Origin of the sequence: Aliidongia dinghuensis (assembly GCF_014643535.1) — a bacterium.
Classification (GTDB): Bacteria; Pseudomonadota; Alphaproteobacteria; order ATCC43930; family CGMCC-115725; genus Aliidongia; species Aliidongia dinghuensis.
On sequence record NZ_BMJQ01000004.1, the window covers coordinates 130,518 to 151,588 of the forward strand.

Annotated in this window: 17 protein-coding genes and 1 pseudogene; 10 read left to right on the plus strand and 8 right to left on the minus strand. The window is 64.6% G+C overall.

Translation table 11 applies throughout. From position 1 onward, the window contains the following. Positions 1–8: 8 nt before the first annotated feature. The 5 genes and pseudogenes from IEY58_RS08860 to IEY58_RS08875 all read right to left on the minus strand — a co-directional run bounded on the left by IEY58_RS08860 (position 9) and on the right by IEY58_RS08875 (position 3,983). Positions 9–746, minus strand: a complete 738-nt coding sequence (locus IEY58_RS08860; RefSeq protein WP_189044759.1) for an acetoacetate decarboxylase — start codon at positions 744–746, stop codon at positions 9–11. 103 nt (positions 747–849) lie between these two features. Continuing rightward, the gene (locus IEY58_RS08865; RefSeq protein ID WP_229743593.1) at positions 850–2,046 is read right to left on the minus strand and encodes a patatin-like phospholipase family protein; all 1,197 of its coding nucleotides are present in this window, start codon (positions 2,044–2,046) and stop codon (positions 850–852) included. 79 nt (positions 2,047–2,125) lie between these two features. Further along, positions 2,126–2,372 (minus strand): annotated as a pseudogene (locus tag IEY58_RS34330) (ATP-binding protein); the annotation flags it as partial. Between the two features lie 33 nt (positions 2,373–2,405). Next, the gene (locus IEY58_RS08870) at positions 2,406–3,068 is read right to left on the minus strand and encodes a TetR/AcrR family transcriptional regulator (RefSeq protein ID WP_189044761.1); all 663 of its coding nucleotides are present in this window, start codon (positions 3,066–3,068) and stop codon (positions 2,406–2,408) included. A 201-nt stretch (positions 3,069–3,269) separates the two neighbouring features. Then, positions 3,270–3,983, minus strand: coding sequence for a TetR/AcrR family transcriptional regulator (locus IEY58_RS08875; protein WP_189044763.1), 714 nt, complete (start codon positions 3,981–3,983; stop codon positions 3,270–3,272). A gap of 91 nt (positions 3,984–4,074) precedes the next feature. Here IEY58_RS08875 and IEY58_RS08880 point away from each other — a divergent pair, with 91 nt between their 5' ends. The 7 genes from IEY58_RS08880 to IEY58_RS08910 all read left to right on the plus strand — a co-directional run bounded on the left by IEY58_RS08880 (position 4,075) and on the right by IEY58_RS08910 (position 13,714). Continuing rightward, positions 4,075–5,211: an efflux RND transporter periplasmic adaptor subunit gene (locus tag IEY58_RS08880; protein ID WP_229743594.1), complete on the plus strand. Its 1,137-nt coding sequence runs from the start codon at positions 4,075–4,077 to the stop codon at positions 5,209–5,211. Continuing rightward, positions 5,208–8,297 carry an efflux RND transporter permease subunit gene (locus tag IEY58_RS08885; protein ID WP_189044765.1) on the plus strand — a complete coding sequence of 1,030 codons (3,090 nt, stop codon included), beginning with the start codon at positions 5,208–5,210 and terminating at the stop codon, positions 8,295–8,297. The genes IEY58_RS08880 and IEY58_RS08885 overlap by 4 nt, the downstream gene beginning before the upstream one ends. A gap of 22 nt (positions 8,298–8,319) precedes the next feature. After that, entirely contained in the window at positions 8,320–9,633 is a 1,314-nt protein-coding gene (locus tag IEY58_RS08890) for a paraquat-inducible protein A (RefSeq protein WP_229743595.1), read from the plus strand. A gap of 94 nt (positions 9,634–9,727) precedes the next feature. Further along, the gene (locus IEY58_RS08895) at positions 9,728–11,320 is read left to right on the plus strand and encodes a PqiB family protein (RefSeq protein WP_189044766.1); all 1,593 of its coding nucleotides are present in this window, start codon (positions 9,728–9,730) and stop codon (positions 11,318–11,320) included. Positions 11,321–11,324: 4 nt separating this feature from the next. Next, positions 11,325–11,897, plus strand: a complete 573-nt coding sequence (locus IEY58_RS08900) for a PqiC family protein (RefSeq protein WP_189044768.1) — start codon at positions 11,325–11,327, stop codon at positions 11,895–11,897. A 540-nt stretch (positions 11,898–12,437) separates the two neighbouring features. Continuing rightward, positions 12,438–13,106: a hypothetical protein gene (locus IEY58_RS08905; protein WP_189044769.1), complete on the plus strand. Its 669-nt coding sequence runs from the start codon at positions 12,438–12,440 to the stop codon at positions 13,104–13,106. After that, positions 13,097–13,714: a hypothetical protein gene (locus tag IEY58_RS08910; RefSeq protein WP_189044771.1), complete on the plus strand. Its 618-nt coding sequence runs from the start codon at positions 13,097–13,099 to the stop codon at positions 13,712–13,714. The genes IEY58_RS08905 and IEY58_RS08910 overlap by 10 nt, the downstream gene beginning before the upstream one ends. A 14-nt stretch (positions 13,715–13,728) precedes the next feature. Here IEY58_RS08910 and IEY58_RS08915 read toward each other — a convergent pair whose 3' ends face one another. Beyond that, positions 13,729–13,911 (minus strand): hypothetical protein, encoded by a 183-nt coding sequence (locus IEY58_RS08915; protein ID WP_189044773.1) that lies wholly within the window; start codon positions 13,909–13,911, stop codon positions 13,729–13,731. Between the two features lie 165 nt (positions 13,912–14,076). Between IEY58_RS08915 and IEY58_RS08920 the strand changes: the two genes are divergently transcribed. The 3 genes from IEY58_RS08920 (at position 14,077) to IEY58_RS08930 (ending at position 18,090) form a co-directional block, all read left to right on the plus strand. Next, positions 14,077–15,024 (plus strand): DUF2092 domain-containing protein, encoded by a 948-nt coding sequence (locus IEY58_RS08920; RefSeq protein ID WP_229743596.1) that lies wholly within the window; start codon positions 14,077–14,079, stop codon positions 15,022–15,024. After that, positions 15,024–15,971 (plus strand): DUF4097 family beta strand repeat-containing protein, encoded by a 948-nt coding sequence (locus IEY58_RS08925; RefSeq protein WP_189044775.1) that lies wholly within the window; start codon positions 15,024–15,026, stop codon positions 15,969–15,971. The genes IEY58_RS08920 and IEY58_RS08925 overlap by 1 nt, the downstream gene beginning before the upstream one ends. Positions 15,972–16,641: 670 nt before the next feature. Further along, on the plus strand, positions 16,642–18,090 hold the full coding sequence (locus IEY58_RS08930; protein WP_189044777.1) for an OmpP1/FadL family transporter: 1,449 nt from the start codon (positions 16,642–16,644) through the stop codon (positions 18,088–18,090). Positions 18,091–18,136: 46 nt separating this feature from the next. On the opposite strand, the gene IEY58_RS08935 is transcribed toward IEY58_RS08930, so the two are convergent. Further along, complete coding sequence (locus IEY58_RS08935) at positions 18,137–20,107, minus strand: acyl-CoA synthetase (protein WP_189044779.1); 1,971 nt, start codon at positions 20,105–20,107, stop codon at positions 18,137–18,139. Continuing rightward, positions 20,104–21,057, minus strand: coding sequence for a fumarylacetoacetate hydrolase family protein (locus IEY58_RS08940; RefSeq protein ID WP_189044780.1), 954 nt, complete (start codon positions 21,055–21,057; stop codon positions 20,104–20,106). The genes IEY58_RS08935 and IEY58_RS08940 overlap by 4 nt, the downstream gene beginning before the upstream one ends. Positions 21,058–21,071 lie beyond the last annotated feature (14 nt).

The following is a 21,071-nucleotide window of genomic DNA, read 5'->3' on the forward strand; positions in this document are numbered from 1 at the left end:
GTCTCCGTCTATCGGAGGTAGTCGTGAACGACTTCGCCCAGGCCGAGCGTGAGGTCGGCCTGGATGTGGGTCGCCGACAGGATTTCCAGTACGGGGAGCTCTGCAACGGGCGCCAGCGCGTGGGCGTGCAGCTCGAGAGCGCCGGGTCCGACCCAGGCGCCCTTCACCGCCACGTCGGTGAGGTAATACTCGACCAGCTCGCAAACGCGCGGGCTGCCGTCGACATGCGGGATAATCTTGAGGAGGTAGTTCGGCGCCTCGAGGGAGGCGCGGACCGCCGCGATGTCGGCCGGCCGAAACTTGTAGCCCATGGTGCCGGTCGCGATCCGAATGCGACCATAATCGAGGGTGCCGACCAGCGTATCGGTTTCGACGCGGAAGGACGGCTCGGCGAGCTTCTTCGGGAAGCCCCATAGCTCGCGGCCGCCGGCGATCGGCCCCTCGTCATTGAGGAACATGCTGTGGGAATAGCTGCCTTTTCGACCCTTGAAAGACACGGGAATGACTTGGCCGCTTTCCGTGTAATCACCGAAGCCGGTCGAATCGGGCATGCGGATGAATTCGTATTTCACGATCGGGCTCTCGATCTCGAGCGGCTCCGGCACGACGGCGCGCAGCTTTTGCGGGTCCGTGCGGTAGGCGATGATCAGGTACTCTCGGTCGACGAAACGGTAAGGGCCTGGCGGGTAGGCAGGGCTGGTCAGCGGCATGGCGAACGCGTGCTCGCGGATTTCCGCTTCTCGCATGATGTCCTCGTTCGTTTGGTGGATAGCGGGTGTTGGCGCCTGGAATCGACGCCGCGTCGTGACTGTCTCTCGGATCGAATTCGATCAACCTTCGGCAGCGCGACTACTCGCGTCCATTCCTTTCCAGGTCGAAGGTACGGAAACCCTGGCGATTGGTCGGGCGGCCCAGAACCTCCGGATGGCGCAACGTGCGCACCGCGTCGTGGTAGCCCGTGCGCCAATGCTCTTCCATCGACAGCCGGGAGAACTCGTAGTCCTTGGAATGGCCTTCGTATTCCCGCGAGCGATAGATAAGGTGCACGATGCTGTAGGCCTTGTGGTCCGCCGCTTTGCTCAGCAGCCTGGCGTCCTCGCTGTCGCGCAGGTCCGGCGGCAAATGCTCCAGCAGGCGCGCAAGCGCGGAGCGCAGACCCTGGACCTCCCTGAACTGGTCCGTCATGGCGCGGGTGCGGCTCGAATACTGAATCTCCTTCTGGCGCATCGCGACCTCGGCCAGGTTGCCCGGGAGCTCTCCGGTGGCGCTCCAGAGGTCGACCTGGAACGCCAGGGTGTCCTGCCGCGGCCCGTGATCGACCACCCACTGCAACGGCGTGTTCGAGATCAAGCCGCCATCCCAGTAGTATTCGCCCTCGATCTCGACGGCGGGAAAGCCGGGCGGCAGCGATCCGCTCGCCATGACGTGCTCGGGACGGATCTTGTGCGTGGTCGTATCGAAATAGACGAAGTTGCCGCTGCGCACATTGACGGCGCCGACGCTGAATCGGGTACCCGCCGCATTGATCCGATCGAAGTCGACGAGGCGCTCGAGCGTGCTTTTGAGCAGCTTGGTCTCGTAGAAGCTGGTTGCCTCGAGTGCACCGTTCGGGTGCATCCAGGCGACCGGCTGGCGCAGTTGGAAAAACCCGGAGGCGCCGTTTAGCAGGGCGGATCCCGCGCTCATCTGATTGAACAGCTTGCGCGCGAGATCCCCGCGCGGCGCCAAGGCGTCGAAGCCAAGCGTCCAGTCGAATAGCGGGTTGGCGGTGACTTCCTCCCAGAACGTCCGCAGCTTGGCGACGCGCTCCTTCGGCGGGTTGCCGGCGATCAGTGCCGAATTGATGGCGCCGATCGATATTCCCGCCACCCAGTCCGGATGCAGATCGGCCTCGGCCAAGGCCTCGTAGACGCCGGCCTGATACGAGCCGAGCGCGCCGCCGCCCTGCAGCAGCAAGGCGACGCATTCGAAGGGCGGACGACCATCCGGTCGATCATGCATCGATTTCGCATGTCGGCGGTTATTGAGTTGGACATCGTCGGGCATAAGAACTCCTGTCGCGAAAGTGCGACGCACGTTGTCGAGGTCTGCTCCGCAGACCAAGCTGGTTTCCAGTAGCGGATCGGGCGCAGTTCTTGAAACGCCGGCTTTCGTTGCCGGTCTCAATGATCTTGCTGCGCTGCCCTCCGGGTCGCCGTGATGGGTGAACCGGTCGAGGAGCGCGGTCGTCGTCTTGCCATGGGCGAACACCGGCGGCCATTCACCAAACGCCAGATGGCGGTGACGATGACGGAGGATTGCTCCTAGAGACGCCTGACCAGATGGCACGGGGCGGGCAGGCCGTCTGACCGGGTGAATGGCAGGTAGCCCAAAGGTCCGCGTGCCTAGCCGCTCCAGTGCGGCGCTCAGGCTTTGCTGTCATCGCCTTGCCCGCTCGGCGGCGGGCGACGGTAGTGCTGCAGGAACATCCGGATCGTGTCTTCGACCACTTCCTCGGCCGAAATCGGCGCACCTTCGCGGCCCATCATCCAAGGCCACAGGAAGAACTCGTTGAGGATACCCGTGAACTGGCGAACCGCCAGCACCGGGTTACGGCAGTCGAGAACCCCCATCTCAGTCAGATGCGCCAGATAGCGCACGAACCGCTCCGACTGCGGCTCCATGACTGCCGCGAACGCCTCGGCGATCCAGGGAAACTGGCGGGAGTCGGCCACCACCATCCGAAGGAACCCGAGGTACCCCGGGCGCGCGTGGAGATCGAGGATCGCCCGCGCGATCAGATGCAAGACCTCTTCGACGTTGCCTTGGGTTTCGATGCCCGGCGGCAAGGCGTTCTCGAGCTGGCCCGAGACCCGAAGAAGCATCTCCCGGAAGATCTCCTCCTTGCTGGTGAACTGGTTGTAGAGCGTCCGCCGAACCACACCGGCGGCTTCGGCCAGATCGTCCATGCTCACCGTGCCGAAGCCGCGTTCCAGGAACAGACGCTCGGCGGCTTCGACAATGGCCTCTCGCGACCCGCCGCGCCGCACCTTCGGGCCGGCCGGCTGCACGCTCTCGCCATCTCCCATTCCCAAATCTCCTTTGCGCTATCCAGCGCATATTTGAATTACACTATACGGTGCATATATATATATTATTGCGTGCAGTTCAAGACCTGACATGCGAATTTCGCCTTCATCGGCATCGCCTTAGCTTGTGGGAGTGGGAGCCTCGAGAGGGATCGTAAAATCGTCCGTCGATCGGATGGCGTCGTCGCTACAGACCCGGCGTCACCCTGACTGGATCGGCGCTATCAAAGGCCTTAGTACCCACGTGTCCAATGCGGGGCTCAGGCTCCGCTGTCGTTCGCCAGGCCGCGGGCGACGGTAGTGCTGCAGAAACATCCGGATCGTGTCTTCGATCACTTCCTTGGTCGAAATCGGCGCGCCTTCGCGGCCCATCATCCAAGACCACAGAAAGAACTCGTTTAGGATGCCCGTGAACTGGCGAACCGCCAGCACCGGGTTTCGGCAGTCGAGGACACCCATCTCGGTCAGATGCGCCAGATAGCGCGCGAACCGCTCCGACTGCGGCGCCATGACGGCCGCGAGCGCCTCGGCGGTCCAGGGAAACTGGCGCGAGTCGGCCACCACCATCCGAAGGAACCCGAGATACCTCGGGCGCGTGTGGAGATCCAGGATGGTCCGCGCGATCAGCCAGAGGACATCCTCGACGCTGCCTAAGTTTTCGATGCCCGGCGGGAAAGCGTCCTCAAGCTGACCCGAGACCCGAAGGAGCATCTCCCGAAAGATCTCCTCCTTGCTGGTGAACTGATTGTAGAGCGTCCGCCGGGCCACACCGGCCGCTTCGGCCAGATGGTCCATGCTCACCGTGGCGAAGCCGCGTTCAAGGAACAGACTTTCGGCGGCTTCGACAATGGCCTCTCGCGATCCTCCACGCCGCGCCTGCAGGCCGGCCGGCTGCAGGCTCTCGCTATCGCCCATCCGCAGATCTCCTTTGCACTATCCAGTGCATTAAATTATTGCACATGTCAGTGCATATAGATATATCGTTTCGTGCAAATCAAGGTCTGGCATGCGGGCCTCGCCTTTGCCGGCGGCGCCTCAGCTTGTCGTCGCCCCTTTGAAAGACAGCGAAATGTGGAAGTCCCGGACCCTAGTAGCCACGCTGATCGCCGCAACACTCGCGGGCTGCGACAAGCCAGCACCATCCGCCCCTCAGATCCGACCCGTCCGTGCGGTGACCATCCAAGGCGGCGCAGGCGGCGAGACCGTTTCGCTGACGGGGCAGATTCGCGCCAAAGACCAGGCCAGCCTCGCCTTTCGGCTCGATGGACGCATGATCGAGCGGCTTGTCAACGTGGGCGATTTGGTCCAGGCAGGCCAGGTCATCGCCCGGCTCGATCCCCAGAACCAGCAGAATGCGCTCCGCTCGGCGCAGGCCAACCTCGCCTCGGCGGAGGCGCTGGCCACCCAGGCGCGCCTCACCTTCTCGCGACAGCAGGCGCTCTTAAAGGATGGCTGGACGCCCCGTGCCCGCTACGACGATGCCGAGCAGGCGCTCCAGTCCGCGCAGGCGCAGGTCGACTCCCTCCGGGCGCAGGCGCGCATCGCGCAGGATCAACTGAGCTACACGGTGCTATACGCCGACGGTCCAGGCGCGGTCACCGCGGTCGGCGCCGAACCTGGCGAGGTCGTCCATGCCGGGCAGATGGTCGTCCAGGTGGCGCGCCAGGGCGTACGCGACGCCGTCTTCGACGTATCCGAGCAGATCATGCGGACGGCCCCGCGCGATCCGACGGTGGAGATCGCTCTCACCAATGATCCCACCGTGAAAGCGACCGGCCGCGTGCGGGAAGTGGCGCCGCAGGCCGATGCCGCCACCCGGACGTTCCGGGTCAAGGTCGAGATCTCCGATCCCCCCGCAGCCATGCGGCTGGGATCCACGGTCACGGGCGGCATCAAGCTGGCGACTCCTCCCGGCATGAAGGTCCCGGCCGGCGCGCTATTTGAGCAGAGCGGACACCCGGCCGTGTGGGTGATCGATCCTCAGACCCAAGCCGTGTCCCTCCGTGCCGTGAAAGTTCAGCAGTACGATCCGGACAATTTCGTGATCTCTGAAGGGTTGCAACCAGGCGAGGTGGTGGTCACCGCCGGCGTGCAGGTGCTGACCCCGGGCCAGAAGGTCCGGCTCCTGGAGGCCGCCCAATGAAGAGCTTCAACCTCTCCGAATGGGCACTCCAGCATCGTTCGCTGGTGATCTTTTTCATGATGGTGATCGTGGTCGCGGGCGTCGGGTCCTACTTCCAGCTCGGGCGCGACGAGGATCCAGTCTTCACAATCAAGACCATGGTTGTCCAGGCTTCATGGCCCGGCGCCACGGTCGAGGACACGCTCACGCAAGTCACGGACCGCCTGGAGCGCAAGCTGCAAGAGACGCCGAACCTCGATTACCTGCGCAGCTACACCACGGCAGGCAAATCCACGATTTTCGTTTACCTGAAGGACTCGACTCCCCCGCACCAGGTGTCGGACATCTGGTATCAGGTGCGCAAAAAGGTCGGAGATATCCGCAGTACGCTGCCGCAAGGAATCGTCGGCCCGGGCTTCAATGATGAGTTCGGCGACACTTACGGCATTATCTACGGCTTCGCCGCGGACGGGTTCACGCACCGGGAGCTGAAGGACTACGTGGACGACGTCCGCAACCGGCTCCTCCAACTGCCCGACATATCGAAGATCGATATCCTCGGGGCCCAGGACGAACGCGTCTACGTCGAGTTCTCGAGCAAGCAACTCGCAGGCCTCGGGATCGAACGGTCTGCGCTGATCACTGCCCTCGAGGCCCAGAACGCCGTGACGCCCGCGGGCGTGGTGCAGACTGGCAATGAGCAGATTCTCCTCCGGATCTCGGGCGACTTTCGGTCTGAGCAGGACATCCTCGCCGTCAATTTCGTCGCGAACGGCCGGATCATCCGCCTGGGCGACATCGCGCGTGTGACCCGCGGCCCAGCCGACCCTGCGCAGCCCATGTTCCGCGTCAACGGGCGGGACGCCATCGGGTTGGCTATTGCCATGCGCAAGGGCGGCGACGTCCTGTCCCTTGGGCACAACGTCGAGACCGCCATGGCGGAGATCACCGCGAACCTCCCGGTCGGGATCGAGGCGAAGCTCGTCGCCGACCAGCCCGTCACCGTCAAACACGCAGTGGACGACTTCATGGAAGCCCTGTGGGAGGCTGTCGCGATCGTGCTCGGCGTAAGCCTGGTGAGCCTGGGCTTGCGGGCTGGTGCGGTGGTGGCGCTTGCCATCCCGCTGGTGCTCGCTGTGGTCTTCCTGGCGATGCATCTGTTCGGGATCGATCTCCAGCGGATCTCGCTTGGCGCACTCATCATTGCCCTTGGCCTGCTGGTCGACGACGCGATGATCACGGTCGAGACCATGATCACGCGGCTGGAGAAGGGGGACGACAAGGAGCACGCTGCCACCTTCGCCTACAAGTCGACCGCGTTTCCGATGCTCTCCGGCACGCTGGTGACGGTCGCGGGTTTCGTCCCAATCGGCTTCGCGCGCAGTGGCGCTGGCGAATACACCTTCTCGATTTTTGCGGTGGTCGCCATCGCGTTGATCGCATCGTGGGTCGTGGCGGTTCTCTTCGCCCCCTTGCTCGGTGTCTGGATCCTCAAGAAACCCAAGGGGGCACATTCGGAGGAACCAGGGCCGATCATGCGCGCGTTCCGCCGCGTCCTCATCCTGGCGATGCGGGCCCGCTGGGTCACGGTGCTCCTCACGGTTGCCCTGTTCGGGGCGGCGCTCTTCGGCACGCGCTTCGTCCCGCAACAGTTCTTCCCCGCGTCCGACCGGCCGGAGCTGCTTGTAAACCTGCAGCTGCCGCAGAACGCGTCGATCTACGCGACGCGCGACGTCTCGGCCCGGCTCGACGAGCTCCTGAAACAGGATCAGGACGTGGACCACTGGAGCACCTATGTGGGACAAGGCGCCGTTCGCTTCTATCTGCCGCTCGACGTGCAGCTCCCGAACGATTCCTTCGCCCAGGCCGTGGTCGTGACCAAGGGGCTGGAGCAGCGCGAGCGGGTCAAGGCCAGGCTGGAGCACGCGCTGGCAGCGGAGTTCCCGAACGTCACCGGTCGTGTCTCTCCTCTGGAGCTTGGTCCCCCGGTGGGATGGCCGCTCCAGTACCGGGTGCGCGGGCCGGAGACGGAGGAAGTGCGCAAGATCGCGTTCAAGGTGGCGCAGATCATGGGGGGCGATGGCGCCGTCCAGAACGTCAACTACAATTGGATGGAACCGGGGCGCACCGTGCGGATCCAGGTCGACCAGGACCAGGCCCGCCTCCTTGACCTCAGCTCCGAAGAGCTTGCACAGGCCGTGAACACGGTCGTGTCCGGTGTCACGTCGACCCAGATGCGGAGCGGAATCTACCTCGTTGATGTGCTGGTCCGGGCATCTGCCGAGGAGCGCAGCTCGCTGTCGACGATCCGAACGCTCCAGGTGCCGCTGCCCAACGGGCGGACCGTTCCCCTGAGCCAGATCGCCTCCGTCGAGTACGGCCAGGAATATCCGATCGAGTGGCGGCGGGACCGGAGGCCCACGCTGACGGTCCGGGCCGAGGTCGCAGCCGGCACGCAGCCCGCCACGGTCGTTGAGACCTTGACGCCGCAGATCGCGGAGCTGAACGCCAGTCTACCGGCCGGCTACCATGTCGAGCTTGGCGGCTCTGTGGAGGAGAGCGGCAAGGCCCAGGCTTCGGTTGCCGCCGTCCTGCCGCTGATGCTCGTGCTGACGCTCACCGTGCTGATGACCCAGCTCCAGAGTTTCAACCGCCTGTTCCTGGTGCTGAGTGTGGCCCCCCTTGGGCTGATCGGGGTCGTCGGCGCTCTTCTCCTGTCGGATAAGCCGCTGGGGTTCGTGGCGCTCCTTGGCGTGCTGGCCCTCACCGGCATGATCGCGCGCAACTCGGTGATCCTCATCGACCAGATTGAGACCGAGAAGGCGCACGGGCGTCACCCCTGGGATGCCGTCATCGAGGCGACCACGCACCGCTTCCGGCCGATCCTGCTCACCGCGGCGGCTGCAATCCTGGGCATGATCCCGATCGCGCCGACCATCTTCTGGGGGCCGATGGCCTACGCGATCATGGGCGGCCTGGCGGTCGCGACGCTGCTCACGCTCGTCTTCCTGCCGGCGCTGTACGTCGCGTGGTTCCGGATCAGGCAGCCGCACACGGACACCGACCGGAGCCTGGATGTCACCCAAACTGCCCTTGCCGGCGAGTGACCGCCTGGCGAGGTAGCGGAAGATGACCAGTGCTCAGATACATTCGCCGGAAGCGACCCCGTCGCTGTGGCTCGACCGTTCCGCGACACCAGGCGCCTTCTATGCCGGCCGGCTGATGGAATGTCACGAATGCGGGTTGCGGCACGATGTTCCGGCACTGCCGGACGGCACCGCCGCCCGCTGCGTCCGATGCGGGGCACTCCTGCACCGCTTCCGTGCCGCCTCGCTCGATCATGCCTTCTCCTACACCTCGGCAGGCCTCGTGCTGTTCCTGATGGCGAATTTTCTGCCGTTCATGTCGCTCGATATCTCGGGCCGGATCCAGAGCGCCAGTCTGGTCAGCGGCATCGTCGCGCTCTACCGGCAGGGGCTGTGGGCGCTCGCCGGGGTCGTGGGCCTCACTATGTTCTTAGCGCCGGCGCTGCGGCTCGGCGCGCTGTTCCTCGTGCTGGGCGGCCTCCGCCTCAGGCGCCCGCCACGCTGGCTGCCGCGGCTCTATCGCTGGGCCGATCGGCTCCGTCCCTGGGCGATGGTCGAGGTCTACCTGCTCGGTATTTTTGTCGCCTATGTGAAGCTGGTCGACCTCGCGACCGTCGATGTCGGTTCCGGACTTTGTTCAGTTGGCGCGCTAATGCTGGCGATCCTTGCCGCCGGCACCGCGCTTGATGCCGAGACCATGTGGCGGGAATTCGAGCGCCGTGGCCTAGTCCCACCGGTGCCGCCAGTCGATCCGCACCGACCGGCTTGTCTCTGCCATGCCTGTGGCCTGGTCTCCAACATTCCCGCAGACAAGCAGGGCGACTGCCGACGCTGCGGCGCGGCGGTGCATCTCCGCCGGCCGGACAGTCTGAACCGCACCTGGGCGCTGGTGATGGCCGCGATCCTTCTCTACATCCCGGCCAACCTTTTCCCGGTGATGACGATCACCTCGATGGGCACCACTGCCTCCGCCACGATCATGGGCGGCGTGATCGAGCTGGCGGACGCCGGCATGTGGCCGCTCGCGGCGCTCGTGTTCTTCGCCTCGGTCATCGTTCCCGTGCTGAAGCTCGTCGGGCTAATCGTCCTGCTGGTTTCGACCCAGCGCCGAACGACCCAAGGTCTGCGCCACCGCACGGCGATCTACCGGATCGTCGAGGCGATCGGCCGCTGGTCGATGATCGACATATTCACGGTCTCGATCCTGGTGGCGCTGGTCCAGCTCGGCGAGCTGGCGACGATCGAGCCCGGGATCGGTGCCGTGTCCTTCGCTGCCGTGGTGATCATCACGATGATCGCCGCCATGATCTTCGATTCGCGCCTCATGTGGGATGCGGCGGGAGAAAACAATGATTGAGCTTGAATCGCGTGGCGAAACCGCCGCGCCGGCGCCGCCCGCGCCGCGCCTCGATCGCGGGCGCCGGCTCCCGGCGATCTGGCTCGTGCCGATCGTGGCGGCGCTGGTCGGGGTCTATTTGGCTTGGGTCGCCCTGTCGGAGCAGGGACCGACCATCACGATCGGCTTCCAGACGGCGGACGGGCTCGAAGCCGGCAAGACCCAGATCAAGTACAAAGACGTGGTGCTCGGCACGGTTCGGGGCATCGCCTTGTCCGAGGACCTCAGCCATGTCGATGTCAAGGCTGAGATGACCAAGCAAGCGGCACGGCAGCTGCGCCAGGGCACCCGCTTCTGGGTGGTCCGGCCGCGGCTGTCCGCTGGCGGCGTGTCCGGCCTGAGCACGATCATCTCCGGCGCCTATATCGAGCTCGATCCAGGCCCGGGCGCGAGCGAACGCCGCTTCACCGGCCTCGAAGACCCGCCGGTCGTGCAGTCCGATGTGCCTGGGACCGAGTTCCTGCTCACCGCCGACCGCATCGGCTCGGTCGCCGCCGGCTCGCCGATCTACTTCCGCGATGTGCAGGTCGGTCAGGTGGCGGGCTACGAGTCTTCCGATCTCGAGGCCGGGGTTAGGATTCACGCCTTCGTCCGCGCGCCCTACGACCGTCAGGTCTTTGCCGGCACCCGCTTCTGGAACGCCTCCGGCATCTCCCTCACCACCGGGCCGGAGGGGGTCAAGCTGCAGCTCGAATCCCTGCAGGCGGTGCTGGCGGGCGGTATCGCCTTCGATACGCCAGCCACCGCCCGCACCGGCGAGTCGGCAAAGCCGGGCGCCGTGTTCCCCCTCTACAAGGACGAGACCAGTGTCCAAGAGGCGCAATATACCGTCCGTCTGCCCTATATTATCTATTTCGACGGGTCGGTCGGCGGTCTGGCGCCGGGCTCTCCGGTCGAATGGGGCGGCATCAAGATCGGCCGGGTCACCGACGTTCGTCTGCAATATGACACGGCAGCGGCCCGGGTCCGGATCCCGGTGGTGATCGAGCTCCAGCCGCAACGAGTCGATGTGATCGGTGGCGCCCCGGATCAGCACGACGCCGAGCCGCTTGGGCCGCTGGTCCGCCGTGGGCTGAGGGCACAGGTCAAGACCGATAACCTCCTCACCGGGCAAATGGCCGTGACACTGGACATGTTTCCTGATGCCGTCCCGGCGGAACTGGGGACGGGCGACCGCTATCCGGTGATCCCCAGCGTCCCGGGACAGGTCGACAGCGCCTTGCGATCGATCAACGGCATCCTCGACCGACTGTCGACGCTGCCGCTCGACCAGCTGGTCGCGCAGGCGAATGCCACGCTGAAGTCGTTCGAAACCCTGGCCGCCTCGCCGGAGATGAAGGAGTCGATGCGCTCTCTCGCCGGCGCCCTGTCCTCGGCCCGGCAGCTACTCCGCCAAGCGAACACCGATCTCGGCCCGGCGATGCAGAAGCTGCCGCCAATCCTCGACACGGCGCAGCAGGCGGTGCGCCAGCTCAACGGCACGCTCGGCTCGATCGACCAGGGCTATGGCGCGGACTCGACCTTCAAGCGTGACCTCACCCGGCTGATGGGCCAGGTCGAGGACTCGCTGCGCTCGTTCCGCGACCTTTCCGACTACCTCGAACAGCACCCCGAGGCGCTCGTCCGGGGCAAGACACCGGGAAACTGATCGAATGACTCTGCTATGCCTGCCGCGCCGCGCCCTGCTCATGGCGTCCGTGACGATGGTCGCCGCTTGCGCCTCACCGCAGGCAAAGGTTTACACCCTGGCCTCGGTGCCCGGCGCGCCCGTCGAGGGCCAGCCGCTGACAGCGTCGGTGGCCACGGTGGAGATTCCCAAATATCTCGACCGGCCGCAGATCGTCCGCCGCACGGACGCGGTCGAGCTTGGCGTCGACGAGTACGAGCGGTGGGGCGAGCCGCTGGCCAATATGGTGCAGCGGGTGCTGGCCGAGGACTTGGCCGGGCGCCTGCCGGCCGGTTCCAGCACCACCGCCAGCCGGACCCTGTCAGGCGACGAAGCGCTGACGATCGAACTCACGCTCCCTCGCTTCGATCCGGACCCTGACGGCGCCATCGTGCTCGAGGCGCAATGGCGCCTACGATACAAGGCCGGCGGCAGGTCCGGCACCCAGACTGCTCGGATTGTCTGCCGGTCGGCGGACAAGACCGCGGCGGCCGAGGTGTCGGCGATGAGCGACGCCTTGGGCGAACTCGCCAGCCGAATCGCCCTGGGCATTCGCTGAGTCACAGCGGCCGCTTCGCCCGCGGTCCATGTGCGTGCGAGCGATGGGACGGTGCTCCCCGCTGCAGATGCGCCGCCAAATTGGGGCTTAAAAGGTATTGCACACATAAGTGCAAAAAGGTATATTGCATCATATAGTGCAGAGCGCTTTGAAGCGTTGGGCCAAGGCCTACGCACTGCTAGCACCTCAGATCGTCGTCCCTTCGGAAGAACCCATGAAGTCCATCGCTACAGTCACGGCTTTTGCCGCGTCCGCGCTCGTCTCGATCTGTGGGTCGGGCGGCGCATCGGCGCAGGACGCTTCCCTGCAGTCGGCGCCGGGCACTCAATCGTCCGCATCGAGCCCAGGAACCGCGGGTGGTCCACTTGCGCCCATGTTTGCCGCCTGCACCGGCAAGAGCGCCGGCATGGCCTGCACCCTTGCGTCACCTACGGGTCAAGGAGCGCCGGCCGCCGGAATATGCCAGGGGCCGCCATTCGGAATGCCGGGCCCCGTCGCCTGCATTCCGTCGCCCCCTTCGCCGAGCCAAGGCGTCGCGCGATGATTGCGAACGGTCGGACTTGCTCGGGACCCTTGCGAGCGAAGGTCCGGGCGCGCCCTCCGGCCCGCTTCACCGCGCTTCTGGGCATCGGCGTGGTTGTCTCGGCCATTGTCATGTCCAACCGATCGTCGATCGTTCCTCAATCCGAAACGCTGCGCAGCATCTCGCCGGGCATCAACGAGATCCGGGAGATCGCGCGCTCGGCCGCTGCTGCTTTCGATCTGGAGCGGGCCGTGCGGCTCGTCTGTCTGCTGCTATTCGGGGTCTTGTCGACCCTGCTCAGCCTCAGCAGCCTGCCGCGGTTGGTCGAGATGACAGGGTATTTGACCGTGCTCGCAGCGGCCGTGAAGCGATCGGCGGCGGCAACTGTTGCGCAACGGCCGCGAAGGCAAGCCGCGGCCATCATGAAAGGGGCCTGCACACCGCCCGCACGGGGGGTTGAAGAAGGCCTCTTGAAGCGCCTCAACCTCGCCCGATGGGTCATTCGTCACCGCGCCTACCTGGTCTATTCCGTCATTGGCGTCGCGGTCGGGACGCTGCTCGCCGACCAACCAGAGGCGGTCGAACGTACGATCGGCGATTTCTTGGAATGGCTGCGACAATGTTACATGCCAGATCTCGTCTATTGCAGCGGCGTAGACGAGATTTATTGCAGCGGATGGCGCTGATGCTGTTCGGTCGCCATCACGCTCGTAATGAAACGAGGCCTGCGGGCGGGAGCGGGAGCAATCCTTCCGACGCCCCTGATGCTTGCGGAAACAGAGCTATTGGGGATCGGCCGGGAGCGGAACTCGCGGGGACGACACGTCCGTCCCGCACTGCGGGCTTGCCCCTGCAGGCAGGCCTCAGAACTCAGCGCGAACGCACCGTGCAAAGCATCCTCGCCGTTGTTCTGGGCATTTGCCCTCCAGTCGTTTGCGCCTGGATTGCCCAGAACTCCGCCAATTGGGACCTGTTTGAGCGGTCTGGCTCGATAACCGCTACGATCGGCCTGGTGGCGGCGTCGAGGCGATATATGCAGCATAGCATCCTCGAACTAGCCGCGTTGCACGAAAGCGGAGATTTGAAATCCGACCTCGCGGAAGTCCTCGAGGATATTTTCACGGGCAAACTCGGGTTGGCGCTCTCAGGATTCGGAATGATCATCTGGGGCTGGGGCAAATATCTTGGCTGGTGGAGCTTCAGTTATCTTGTGGTGTGGGGATTTTTCATTCTCCGCGATGCCCGTCGGGATTTCATCCGTCTGCAAAACGCCAATGCACGCTCAGCTGTCTGAAGGCGAACGAGCGGCTACAGCCGGCGCGGGGTGCTGCCGCCATACCGGAAGTGGGCCAAGTGGAACTCGTGCGCATGCGGGAGAACCTTGCCGCCGCGCGGGCCGCCGCCGCGGCGCAGACCGCTGACAATTTTGCTCATCAGTTCGTCGCCGTAGGCGACGTGGATCTCCCGCCAGGACAAGGCGGCCACTGACATCGCCTAGGCAATCCAGGGCGACGATCGTTCCTTGGGCGTCGTGATGGTTCGGGCAGCGCCTCCGCTGTTATCGGGGAGGCCGCAGAGGGTCGGCCCCGCATCCCCGATGCTCCAAGGAGTCTTATGCGTGCGTGAGTACGCATTCTAGGAAGAGAGTGTACCCTCATGAAGATAGATGCAGCCGTTGTCGCGACAGCTTCGATGCAGGCGGGCAACCCGCCGACGCGACGGTCACGGTCATGTTCGCCGCTGACGGCCTGGTTGCCCGGTCTCGCCCGACACAATTCCGCGCCGTGGATGGCCACCCCGCGAAAGTCGGTCATGACGGCACACCACCTCCTTCAAGTCGCGGCACTTGGCGTTTGCGTCGCTTTCGCCGCGTTGCCGACGGCTCGAGCCGCAGTCCCGGTTCAGCCCGTTATACCGGGGATCAGCGAGGAAGCCGGAAGTGCCATCGCGCAGATGGGCAAGACGCTTTCGGCCAAGGAACTGTCGATGACGGCAAGGACCATCAGGGTCTACTTGGACGAGGCCGGACAGCCGCTTCATATTTTTCAAACCATGAAGGTCGTCGTGCGCCGGCCTAACAGGCTTACCGTTCAGCTGAGCGGTGACGACGGGTCGCATGATCTGTTCTACGACGGCAAGTCGGCATCGATCTTCTCACCCGACGCCAACGAATACGCGACCATCGCCGCGCCGGCTGACATCCCGTCGGCTCTTGACGAGGTGCAGGACAAGCTCAACATCGATTTTCCGCTGAACGCCTTTTTTTCCAACGCTCCCGACAAATCGCTTCTGAACGATGTTGTCGCGGGCTGGCAGGTTGGCACGGCCTCTGTCGACGGTGTCGAGTGCCGGCACCTGATCTTCTTCCAAAGAGCCGGCGTCGAGCTGGAATTGTGGGTGGAGAAGAGTAGCGAGGCTAGACCGCATCGCATGATCGTCACCTATCGACTACTCCCCGGACAGCCGAATTTCATCGCGGAATTCACGGGCTGGAACACCCAGGTCCATTCGCCCGACTCTGAATTCGCCTTCCAACCTCCCGCCGACGCAAAAAAGATTGAGCTCGGCCCGACTGCTGTGCCGGACAAGGAAGGCGGCAAGTGATGAAATATCTCAAGTTGTCCATGGCCGGTCTGTTTGCCCTGACGGCTGCAGCGTCGGACGTCGCCTTTGGCCAAATGGGTCCGCCGTTTGGCGGCCCGCCGAGCTTTCCGGGAGGCGGCTTGCCGAGCCTCCCCACGGGTGGTGGCTTCCCAAGCCTCCCCGCGGGTGGCGGCCCGCCCGGCTTTCCTGGAGGTGGCAGTGGTTTGCCGAGCCTCCCCACGGGTGGCGGCGCACCGAAATTCCCCACGAGCGGTGGCCCGGGCCAGGGGGCCGGCAGCGCGGCATCCCGTCCCGCAGGGAATTTCCCTGCCGCCAATGCCAACCGCGGCGTCCCGGAACCCGGCGGCAACGTCAACGCCAACCGGGCTGTCGCGAACTCCGGTGGTAATGTCACCGCGAAGAATTCCGGCGGGAACCTTACTGCGAAGAACAGTTTCGGCAACATCACTGCCCAGAACTCCAGCGGCAATGTCACGGCCAAAAGTACCGTCGGCAATATCACCACAAGCAACTCCGGCAACATCAGCGTGAGCAATTCTGGCGGGAATATCAATGTCTCCCGTGGCGGCGGCAGTTCCTATGGCCGCGGGTACTACAGCCACGACTACGGCCACGGGCGCAGCGACCGAGGATACGGCGAGTACCGGTACGATGGTGATTCATCTTACCGGCATCATTCTGGCTATGGTGCATACTATTGGGGCGGTTTCGCGGTCGGCGTTGCCACCGGCTCCGCCGCCTCGTCGAGCCGGAGCGAGACGACCAACAATTACTACTCTTCCTATCCATACTACTACGGAACCTATCCCGCGTACGCTTCTACGCCCAGTTCGGACTCTTCTCACCAGGAGTCCAGCTCGGCCTCTTCCAATCGTGAGAGCAATTCAGACTCTTCGCGGCGACGCAATACCAGCCAGTCTGTTGATTGCCCGAGCAATAGGAATTGACGGTTCAACCAGCATAGCCTTGGCATGCCGAGAGGCTGATCCTGATGCCGGCTACGGCTGGCGGCTGGTGACCTGATGCGTCCGGGGATCGCCGGGCCAGGGCTGGCCATGAACTCCTCTCCGCCCTGAACGGGGCGGAGAGGAGTGGGAGTGGGGCCAGTCTCCACGTCGCTCTCGCCCAAAACCAGACCGATTTCCAAGCTGTCACTTGCCGCGCGAGCCGCCGAGCGGCAGGATCGGCACCTCCGCCAGCAGCGCCGCCTTCTTGGGCTCACGCCACTTCCAGCGCCGCTCAACGCGATCGATCACTTCGACTTCGGGATTCCGAACCTCCTTCTGAAGCCTTCAGAAGGACTGAGGATCGGCGTGAGTCGATCGGCTCGACAAGCCACTGAATTCTTGGTGATCAGCGAAGGCACAGGGCGGTGCGCATTCACATGCGCGGCCTCGCCTGTCGCGGCACGCCCGGACAAGAGCCCTTGTCCCGCTGTTTCGCGGTCGCGCACGATGAATAAGTCAAAGTTGACAAAATAATCACAATTGACGTCAAATTCATTATCCGCCCGTCGCAGCCGAAATGGAGCGGGGAGGCGGTGGCGAGCTTCGGCGTGGCTGCGTTGCCGGCGCCGGCGCCGTCGAGAAGAACAATCAAAATTGGGAGGTACCGCCTGTGGACTACCGCCGCTTCGGTCCCGCCGTGACACTCGGCGCGCTCGTCTCGACACTCGCCACGCACCAAGCCCGGGCCTCTGCCTTCGCGCTTCAGGAATTCTCCGCGATCTCCACGGGCTCGGCCGACGCCGGCGCCGCCTCGGCCAACGAGGACTTGTCGACGATCTTCTTCAACCCCGCAGGCATGACCGCCTTCGATGGGCTGCAGAACAGCGCTGTGGCGACCTATGTTCTCCCGCAGGCCCGCATGCATATCACGAGTGCCCGTGAGAATGTCGGTCTGCCCGCCGGCACCGCACCGACGATCCAGGGTGGTGACGGGCGTGATTTCCCGCAAGACAAGGTCGTCCCGGCGGGCTTCGTTTCCTATGCGCTCGCGGATGATTTCCGGGTCGGCCTCGGGCTGACCGTGCCCTTCGGTCTGCTCACCAGTTATGGTGCCGATTCCCAGGCGCGCTACCAGGCGCTGAAGTCGGAGGTCGAAGCCTTCGACTTCAACCCGTCCTTTGCCTGGAAAGCCAATAACTGGCTGTCGGTCGGTGCTGGTGTCTCCGAACAGAAGGTCAAGGCCAAGCTGACCAACGCCCTCGACCTCGGGGCTATTGTCCCCGTGCAACTCAATCAACTCGGCCTATTCAACCTCGTCGGCCCGGGCGCCTATGCTGCGACCGTGAACCAGACCGCCGGCCGGATGGCGAATGACGGCCGCGTCGACCTCCGGGGCACCTCCTGGGGCACCGGCTGGAATGCCGGCATCCAATTGCGTCCCTTCGAGGGCACGACCATCGGCATGTCCTACCGCTCGGGCATCGAGCACAAGGTCCAAGGCCGCGCCGATTTTGCCGTGCCGACGAGTGCCATTGCCAACATCGTGGCCGCCATGCCGGCCCCGCTGCGCGCCATCACCCTGATCGGCCTCGCCCAGAACAAGGCCTTCCAGAACACGGATTTCGACGCCGACCTGTCGCTGCCGGGCCAGGCCTGGTTCGGCATCACCCAGCAGGTGACGCCGCAGCTTTCCGTCAGCTTCAGCTACAAGTGGACCAACTGGTCCAAGTTCGAGTCGCTCATGGTCGGCTTCGGCAACCCGGCGCAGCCGGGCTTGAACCAGCATGAGGGCTACAGGGACACCTCCTTCGCGGCGCTCGGCGGCAGCTATCGGCTCAGCGAGAAATGGACCATTCGTGGCGGCGCCGCGTTCGATCAGTCGCCGGTCGTCGATGCCTATCGCGATTTCCGCGTGCCGGATGCCGACCGCTATTGGCTCGCTTCCGGCTTCAGCTATCGGCTGAGTGATAAAGTCGAGCTTGCCGGCAGCTACCGGCACGTGTCCCTCGCATCCTCCAGGGTCAACCATGTCGACCCGGCGACCGGGCTTAATACGGTATCGGGCACCCCCTCGGGCGATATGAATCTGTTCGCGCTGGAGGCGCTGATAAGGTTCTGAACTGCTGTCAATGGGCGCCGCTGGCCCGTGCCTGGCGCCCGTTCTCTCAGCCTCGGGCGCTTGACGGCAGTGGGTGCCAGGTGATTGAGAAGGGGTGGGAGAACCGGCCGAGCACCGCCTTGGCCTTGGGCTCCAGCTCTGGATCGGGAAGCTCGATCTGCACCACGAGATCGGGCTTGCGCGCGTCGATCGCAACGCGGGCATCGTGAATGCCGGCTCCGGTTAGCGCCGCCCGGATTGCGTCGAGCGTCTCACGGCGCTTCAGTTCGGGTTTGAATATCTTGCCGACGCCCGTCAATGGCATCGCCTCCACGATGCGAATATGCTTGGGCATCGCCGCGCGCTCGCTGATCCGCTCGCCCACGAACGCCATCAATTCCTGCTCGCAAGCTGTTGCACCGGGCTTGAGCTGGACATAGGCCACGGGAAGTTCGCCAGCATGGGCGTCCGGCCGTCCGATCGCCGCGGCGATCTGCACGGCGGCATGGCGATGGAGCGGCTCCTCGATTACCGCAGGATCGATATTGTGGCCACCGCGGATGATCAGGTCCTTCTTGCGGCCGGTGAGCCAGAAGTAGCCCTCCGCATCACAGCGCCCCAGATCGCCGGTGTTGAGCCAACGCTTGCCGTCGCCGAGATCCAGCCAAAGCCCCTCATTCTGCTCCGCCTGGGCATAGCCGGCAAAAACATTGGGGCCGGAGATCGCTATCACGCCGGCTTCGTCGGTGGCGCAGTCGCGCACATATCGGCCGGTGTCGTCGAGCAGGATCGCCTTCATGGCCTGCCAGGGAATGCACAGGCCGATCGAGCCGACTCGGCGCTCGCCCCGGGGCGGGTTAATGCTGCTGACGCAGGCGCCCTCGGTGAGCCCGTAACCCTCGAGGATCTTGATGCCGGTGCACTCCTCGAAGGTGTTGAACACCTCGATCGGCATCGGCGCCGCGCCGCACAGCCCGTATTCCAGCGAGCCGAGGTCGTGCCCATCGATCGGTACCTCGAGCAGGGCCGAGTATAGCGTCGGTACGCCGCTGAAGAAGTTGACCCGATGGTGCTCGACGATTTCCCAGAAGCGCTTGATGACGTCGGTGCCGCGATAGCCCTGGGGTGTGCCCAGGATCACGTGTGCGCCCTTCGAGAACGGAATGAGGCCCGTCGCCATCACGGCGTTCACATGGAACAGAGGTAGGCCGCAGAACATCGTCTTGCCCGGTCCGATCCCCTCTCCAAGATACTGGCCCGCGCTCCAGGCGTTCGCCACCTCGTTGCCGTGGCACCTCATGGCGATCTTCGGAAGCCCCGTGGTGCCGCCGGTGCAGAAATAGGAGGAGAAGTCCTGGGCGCTGAAATGGCGCCCGCTGTTCAACCTGCTTCCCGCCTCCCGGGCGATTGCCCGACCGAAATCATGCACCTCGATATGCGCCGGCACGGCTCCGCGCACGCCGGCGCGGCCATGCAGTATTGAGGTCTCCATGCGCTGCATTAGCTTGGCGTCGAGCCCTTTCGGGCCCGGGACCCGGTCTGCCAGATTGACGAGCACCAAGTGCCGTAGCGACCGCAATCTCTCCAGCACGGGGTGGATCTTCGGCCACAGGTCGGTCCCGGGAAAGGGCCCAAGCGTCACAAGGACCTCGGCGCCAACGGCATGCAGGAGATCGGACATGGCAGCGCCTTCGAGCAGCGGGTTGATGGCGCAGACGATGCCCGCGGCCTCGCCGCCCCAGATGACGAAATGCGTCTCCGGCAGGTTCGGCAGGACATAGGCGATCACTGAGTCCTTGGAGACACCCAGGCGCAGGAACATGTTCGCGGCGCGGGTGACGTCGCGGAGCAGTTCGCTGTAGGTCCAGCACTCCGCCTCGCGGTGGTCCTCGGCGCGCAGGAAAAAGGAGAGCGCCGGCGCCGACGGGTCGATGGCCGCGCCGCGGCGGATCATTTCGTATGTGCTCGCGGGCAGGTCCGCCGGCAGTCCCTGCGCTTCGATCGCCAGGATCTCCGCCGGGCTTGCGATGCCGCTCATGCCGCCTCGTCGACGACGCGATTGCGCTGCACGCCAAGATCGATTGAGCCGTCGGCACTGGCGATGCGCGCTTCCACGATGTCTCCGGCTCTTAGGTACTGGCTTCTGCCTGCCTGTACCTTCATGAACATCTTCCACTTGGCTGCTTCCGGCAGCAGCGCCGCGATCCGCTGCTTGGCCGGCGAGGGAATGCTGAGCGCACAGCCCGAGGGCGTGCCGGTCGACAGCAGGTCGCCGGCGTAGAGGTCCTGTACCTCCGACAGCTCGCTCAGCGTCTCGGCCGGGCCGTAAACCAGGTTGGCCGTCGAATCCTTCTGCCGCACGGCGCCATTGACCGTCAGCGTGAGGTCAAGCTGCCGCAGCCTCGGGATGTCGCCTGGCTCCAGGAGGCATAGATACGGGCCGACCGGACCAAAGGTACGGAAGCTCTTGCCCTTGTAGAACTGCATCTCAGGGATCTGGATGTCGCGAGCAGAGTAATCGTTGACGATGACCGCACCGGCGATGAATTCATGCAGATTCGCATTGGTGACGGCCTGGCGCGAGGTGATGTCGCGCTTGAGCACCAGGCCGAGTTCGATCTCGTAGTCGAGAAAGCGCACCCGCCGCGGCCGCACCAGGTCGGAGTCGGCAGGAGCCATGCAGCCCGGCGCCTTGGTGAAGATCATGTTGAAGCGCTTCGCGTCCGGGTTCATACCCGACTCGATCATGTGTTGGCGATAGTTCGCCCCCTGGCACAAGAACTGCTGGTTTTGGGTGATCGGCGACAGCAGCTCGACCTCGGCTTCATTGATCACCGGGCCTAAGGCTACCAAAGTCTCGGCGCGGTTGGCGCGAATGAAGTCGGCCGTAGTCTCGAACACGCCGGGAATTGGCGTGATGAGCTTGTCGCGAACAACGCCCCACTGGGCGCGACCCTGGTGCCTGAAGTGCAGCACGTTTACTGACATGAATGGTCCCCGGA

Bases quoted from the DNA above. Each gene is read 5' to 3' on its own strand.
- IEY58_RS08860 (WP_189044759.1), bottom strand. From the start codon at position 746: ATGCGAGAAGCGGAAATCCGCGAGCACGCGTTCGCCATGCCGCTGACC.
- IEY58_RS08940 (WP_189044780.1), bottom strand. From the start codon at position 21,057: ATGTCAGTAAACGTGCTGCACTTCAGGCACCAGGGTCGCGCCCAGTGG.
- IEY58_RS08925 (WP_189044775.1), top strand. From the start codon at position 15,024: ATGAAATATCTCAAGTTGTCCATGGCCGGTCTGTTTGCCCTGACGGCT.
- IEY58_RS08915 (WP_189044773.1), bottom strand. From the start codon at position 13,911: ATGTCAGTGGCCGCCTTGTCCTGGCGGGAGATCCACGTCGCCTACGGC.
- IEY58_RS08890 (WP_229743595.1), top strand. From the start codon at position 8,320: ATGACCAGTGCTCAGATACATTCGCCGGAAGCGACCCCGTCGCTGTGG.
- IEY58_RS08900 (WP_189044768.1), top strand. From the start codon at position 11,325: ATGACTCTGCTATGCCTGCCGCGCCGCGCCCTGCTCATGGCGTCCGTG.
- IEY58_RS08920 (WP_229743596.1), top strand. From the start codon at position 14,077: ATGAAGATAGATGCAGCCGTTGTCGCGACAGCTTCGATGCAGGCGGGC.
- IEY58_RS08910 (WP_189044771.1), top strand. From the start codon at position 13,097: ATGGCGCTGATGCTGTTCGGTCGCCATCACGCTCGTAATGAAACGAGG.
- IEY58_RS08870 (WP_189044761.1), bottom strand. From the start codon at position 3,068: ATGGGAGATGGCGAGAGCGTGCAGCCGGCCGGCCCGAAGGTGCGGCGC.
- IEY58_RS08865 (WP_229743593.1), bottom strand. From the start codon at position 2,046: ATGCCCGACGATGTCCAACTCAATAACCGCCGACATGCGAAATCGATG.
- IEY58_RS08880 (WP_229743594.1), top strand. From the start codon at position 4,075: ATGCGGGCCTCGCCTTTGCCGGCGGCGCCTCAGCTTGTCGTCGCCCCT.
- IEY58_RS08935 (WP_189044779.1), bottom strand. From the start codon at position 20,107: ATGAGCGGCATCGCAAGCCCGGCGGAGATCCTGGCGATCGAAGCGCAG.
- IEY58_RS08905 (WP_189044769.1), top strand. From the start codon at position 12,438: ATGATTGCGAACGGTCGGACTTGCTCGGGACCCTTGCGAGCGAAGGTC.
- IEY58_RS08875 (WP_189044763.1), bottom strand. From the start codon at position 3,983: ATGGGCGATAGCGAGAGCCTGCAGCCGGCCGGCCTGCAGGCGCGGCGT.
- IEY58_RS08885 (WP_189044765.1), top strand. From the start codon at position 5,208: ATGAAGAGCTTCAACCTCTCCGAATGGGCACTCCAGCATCGTTCGCTG.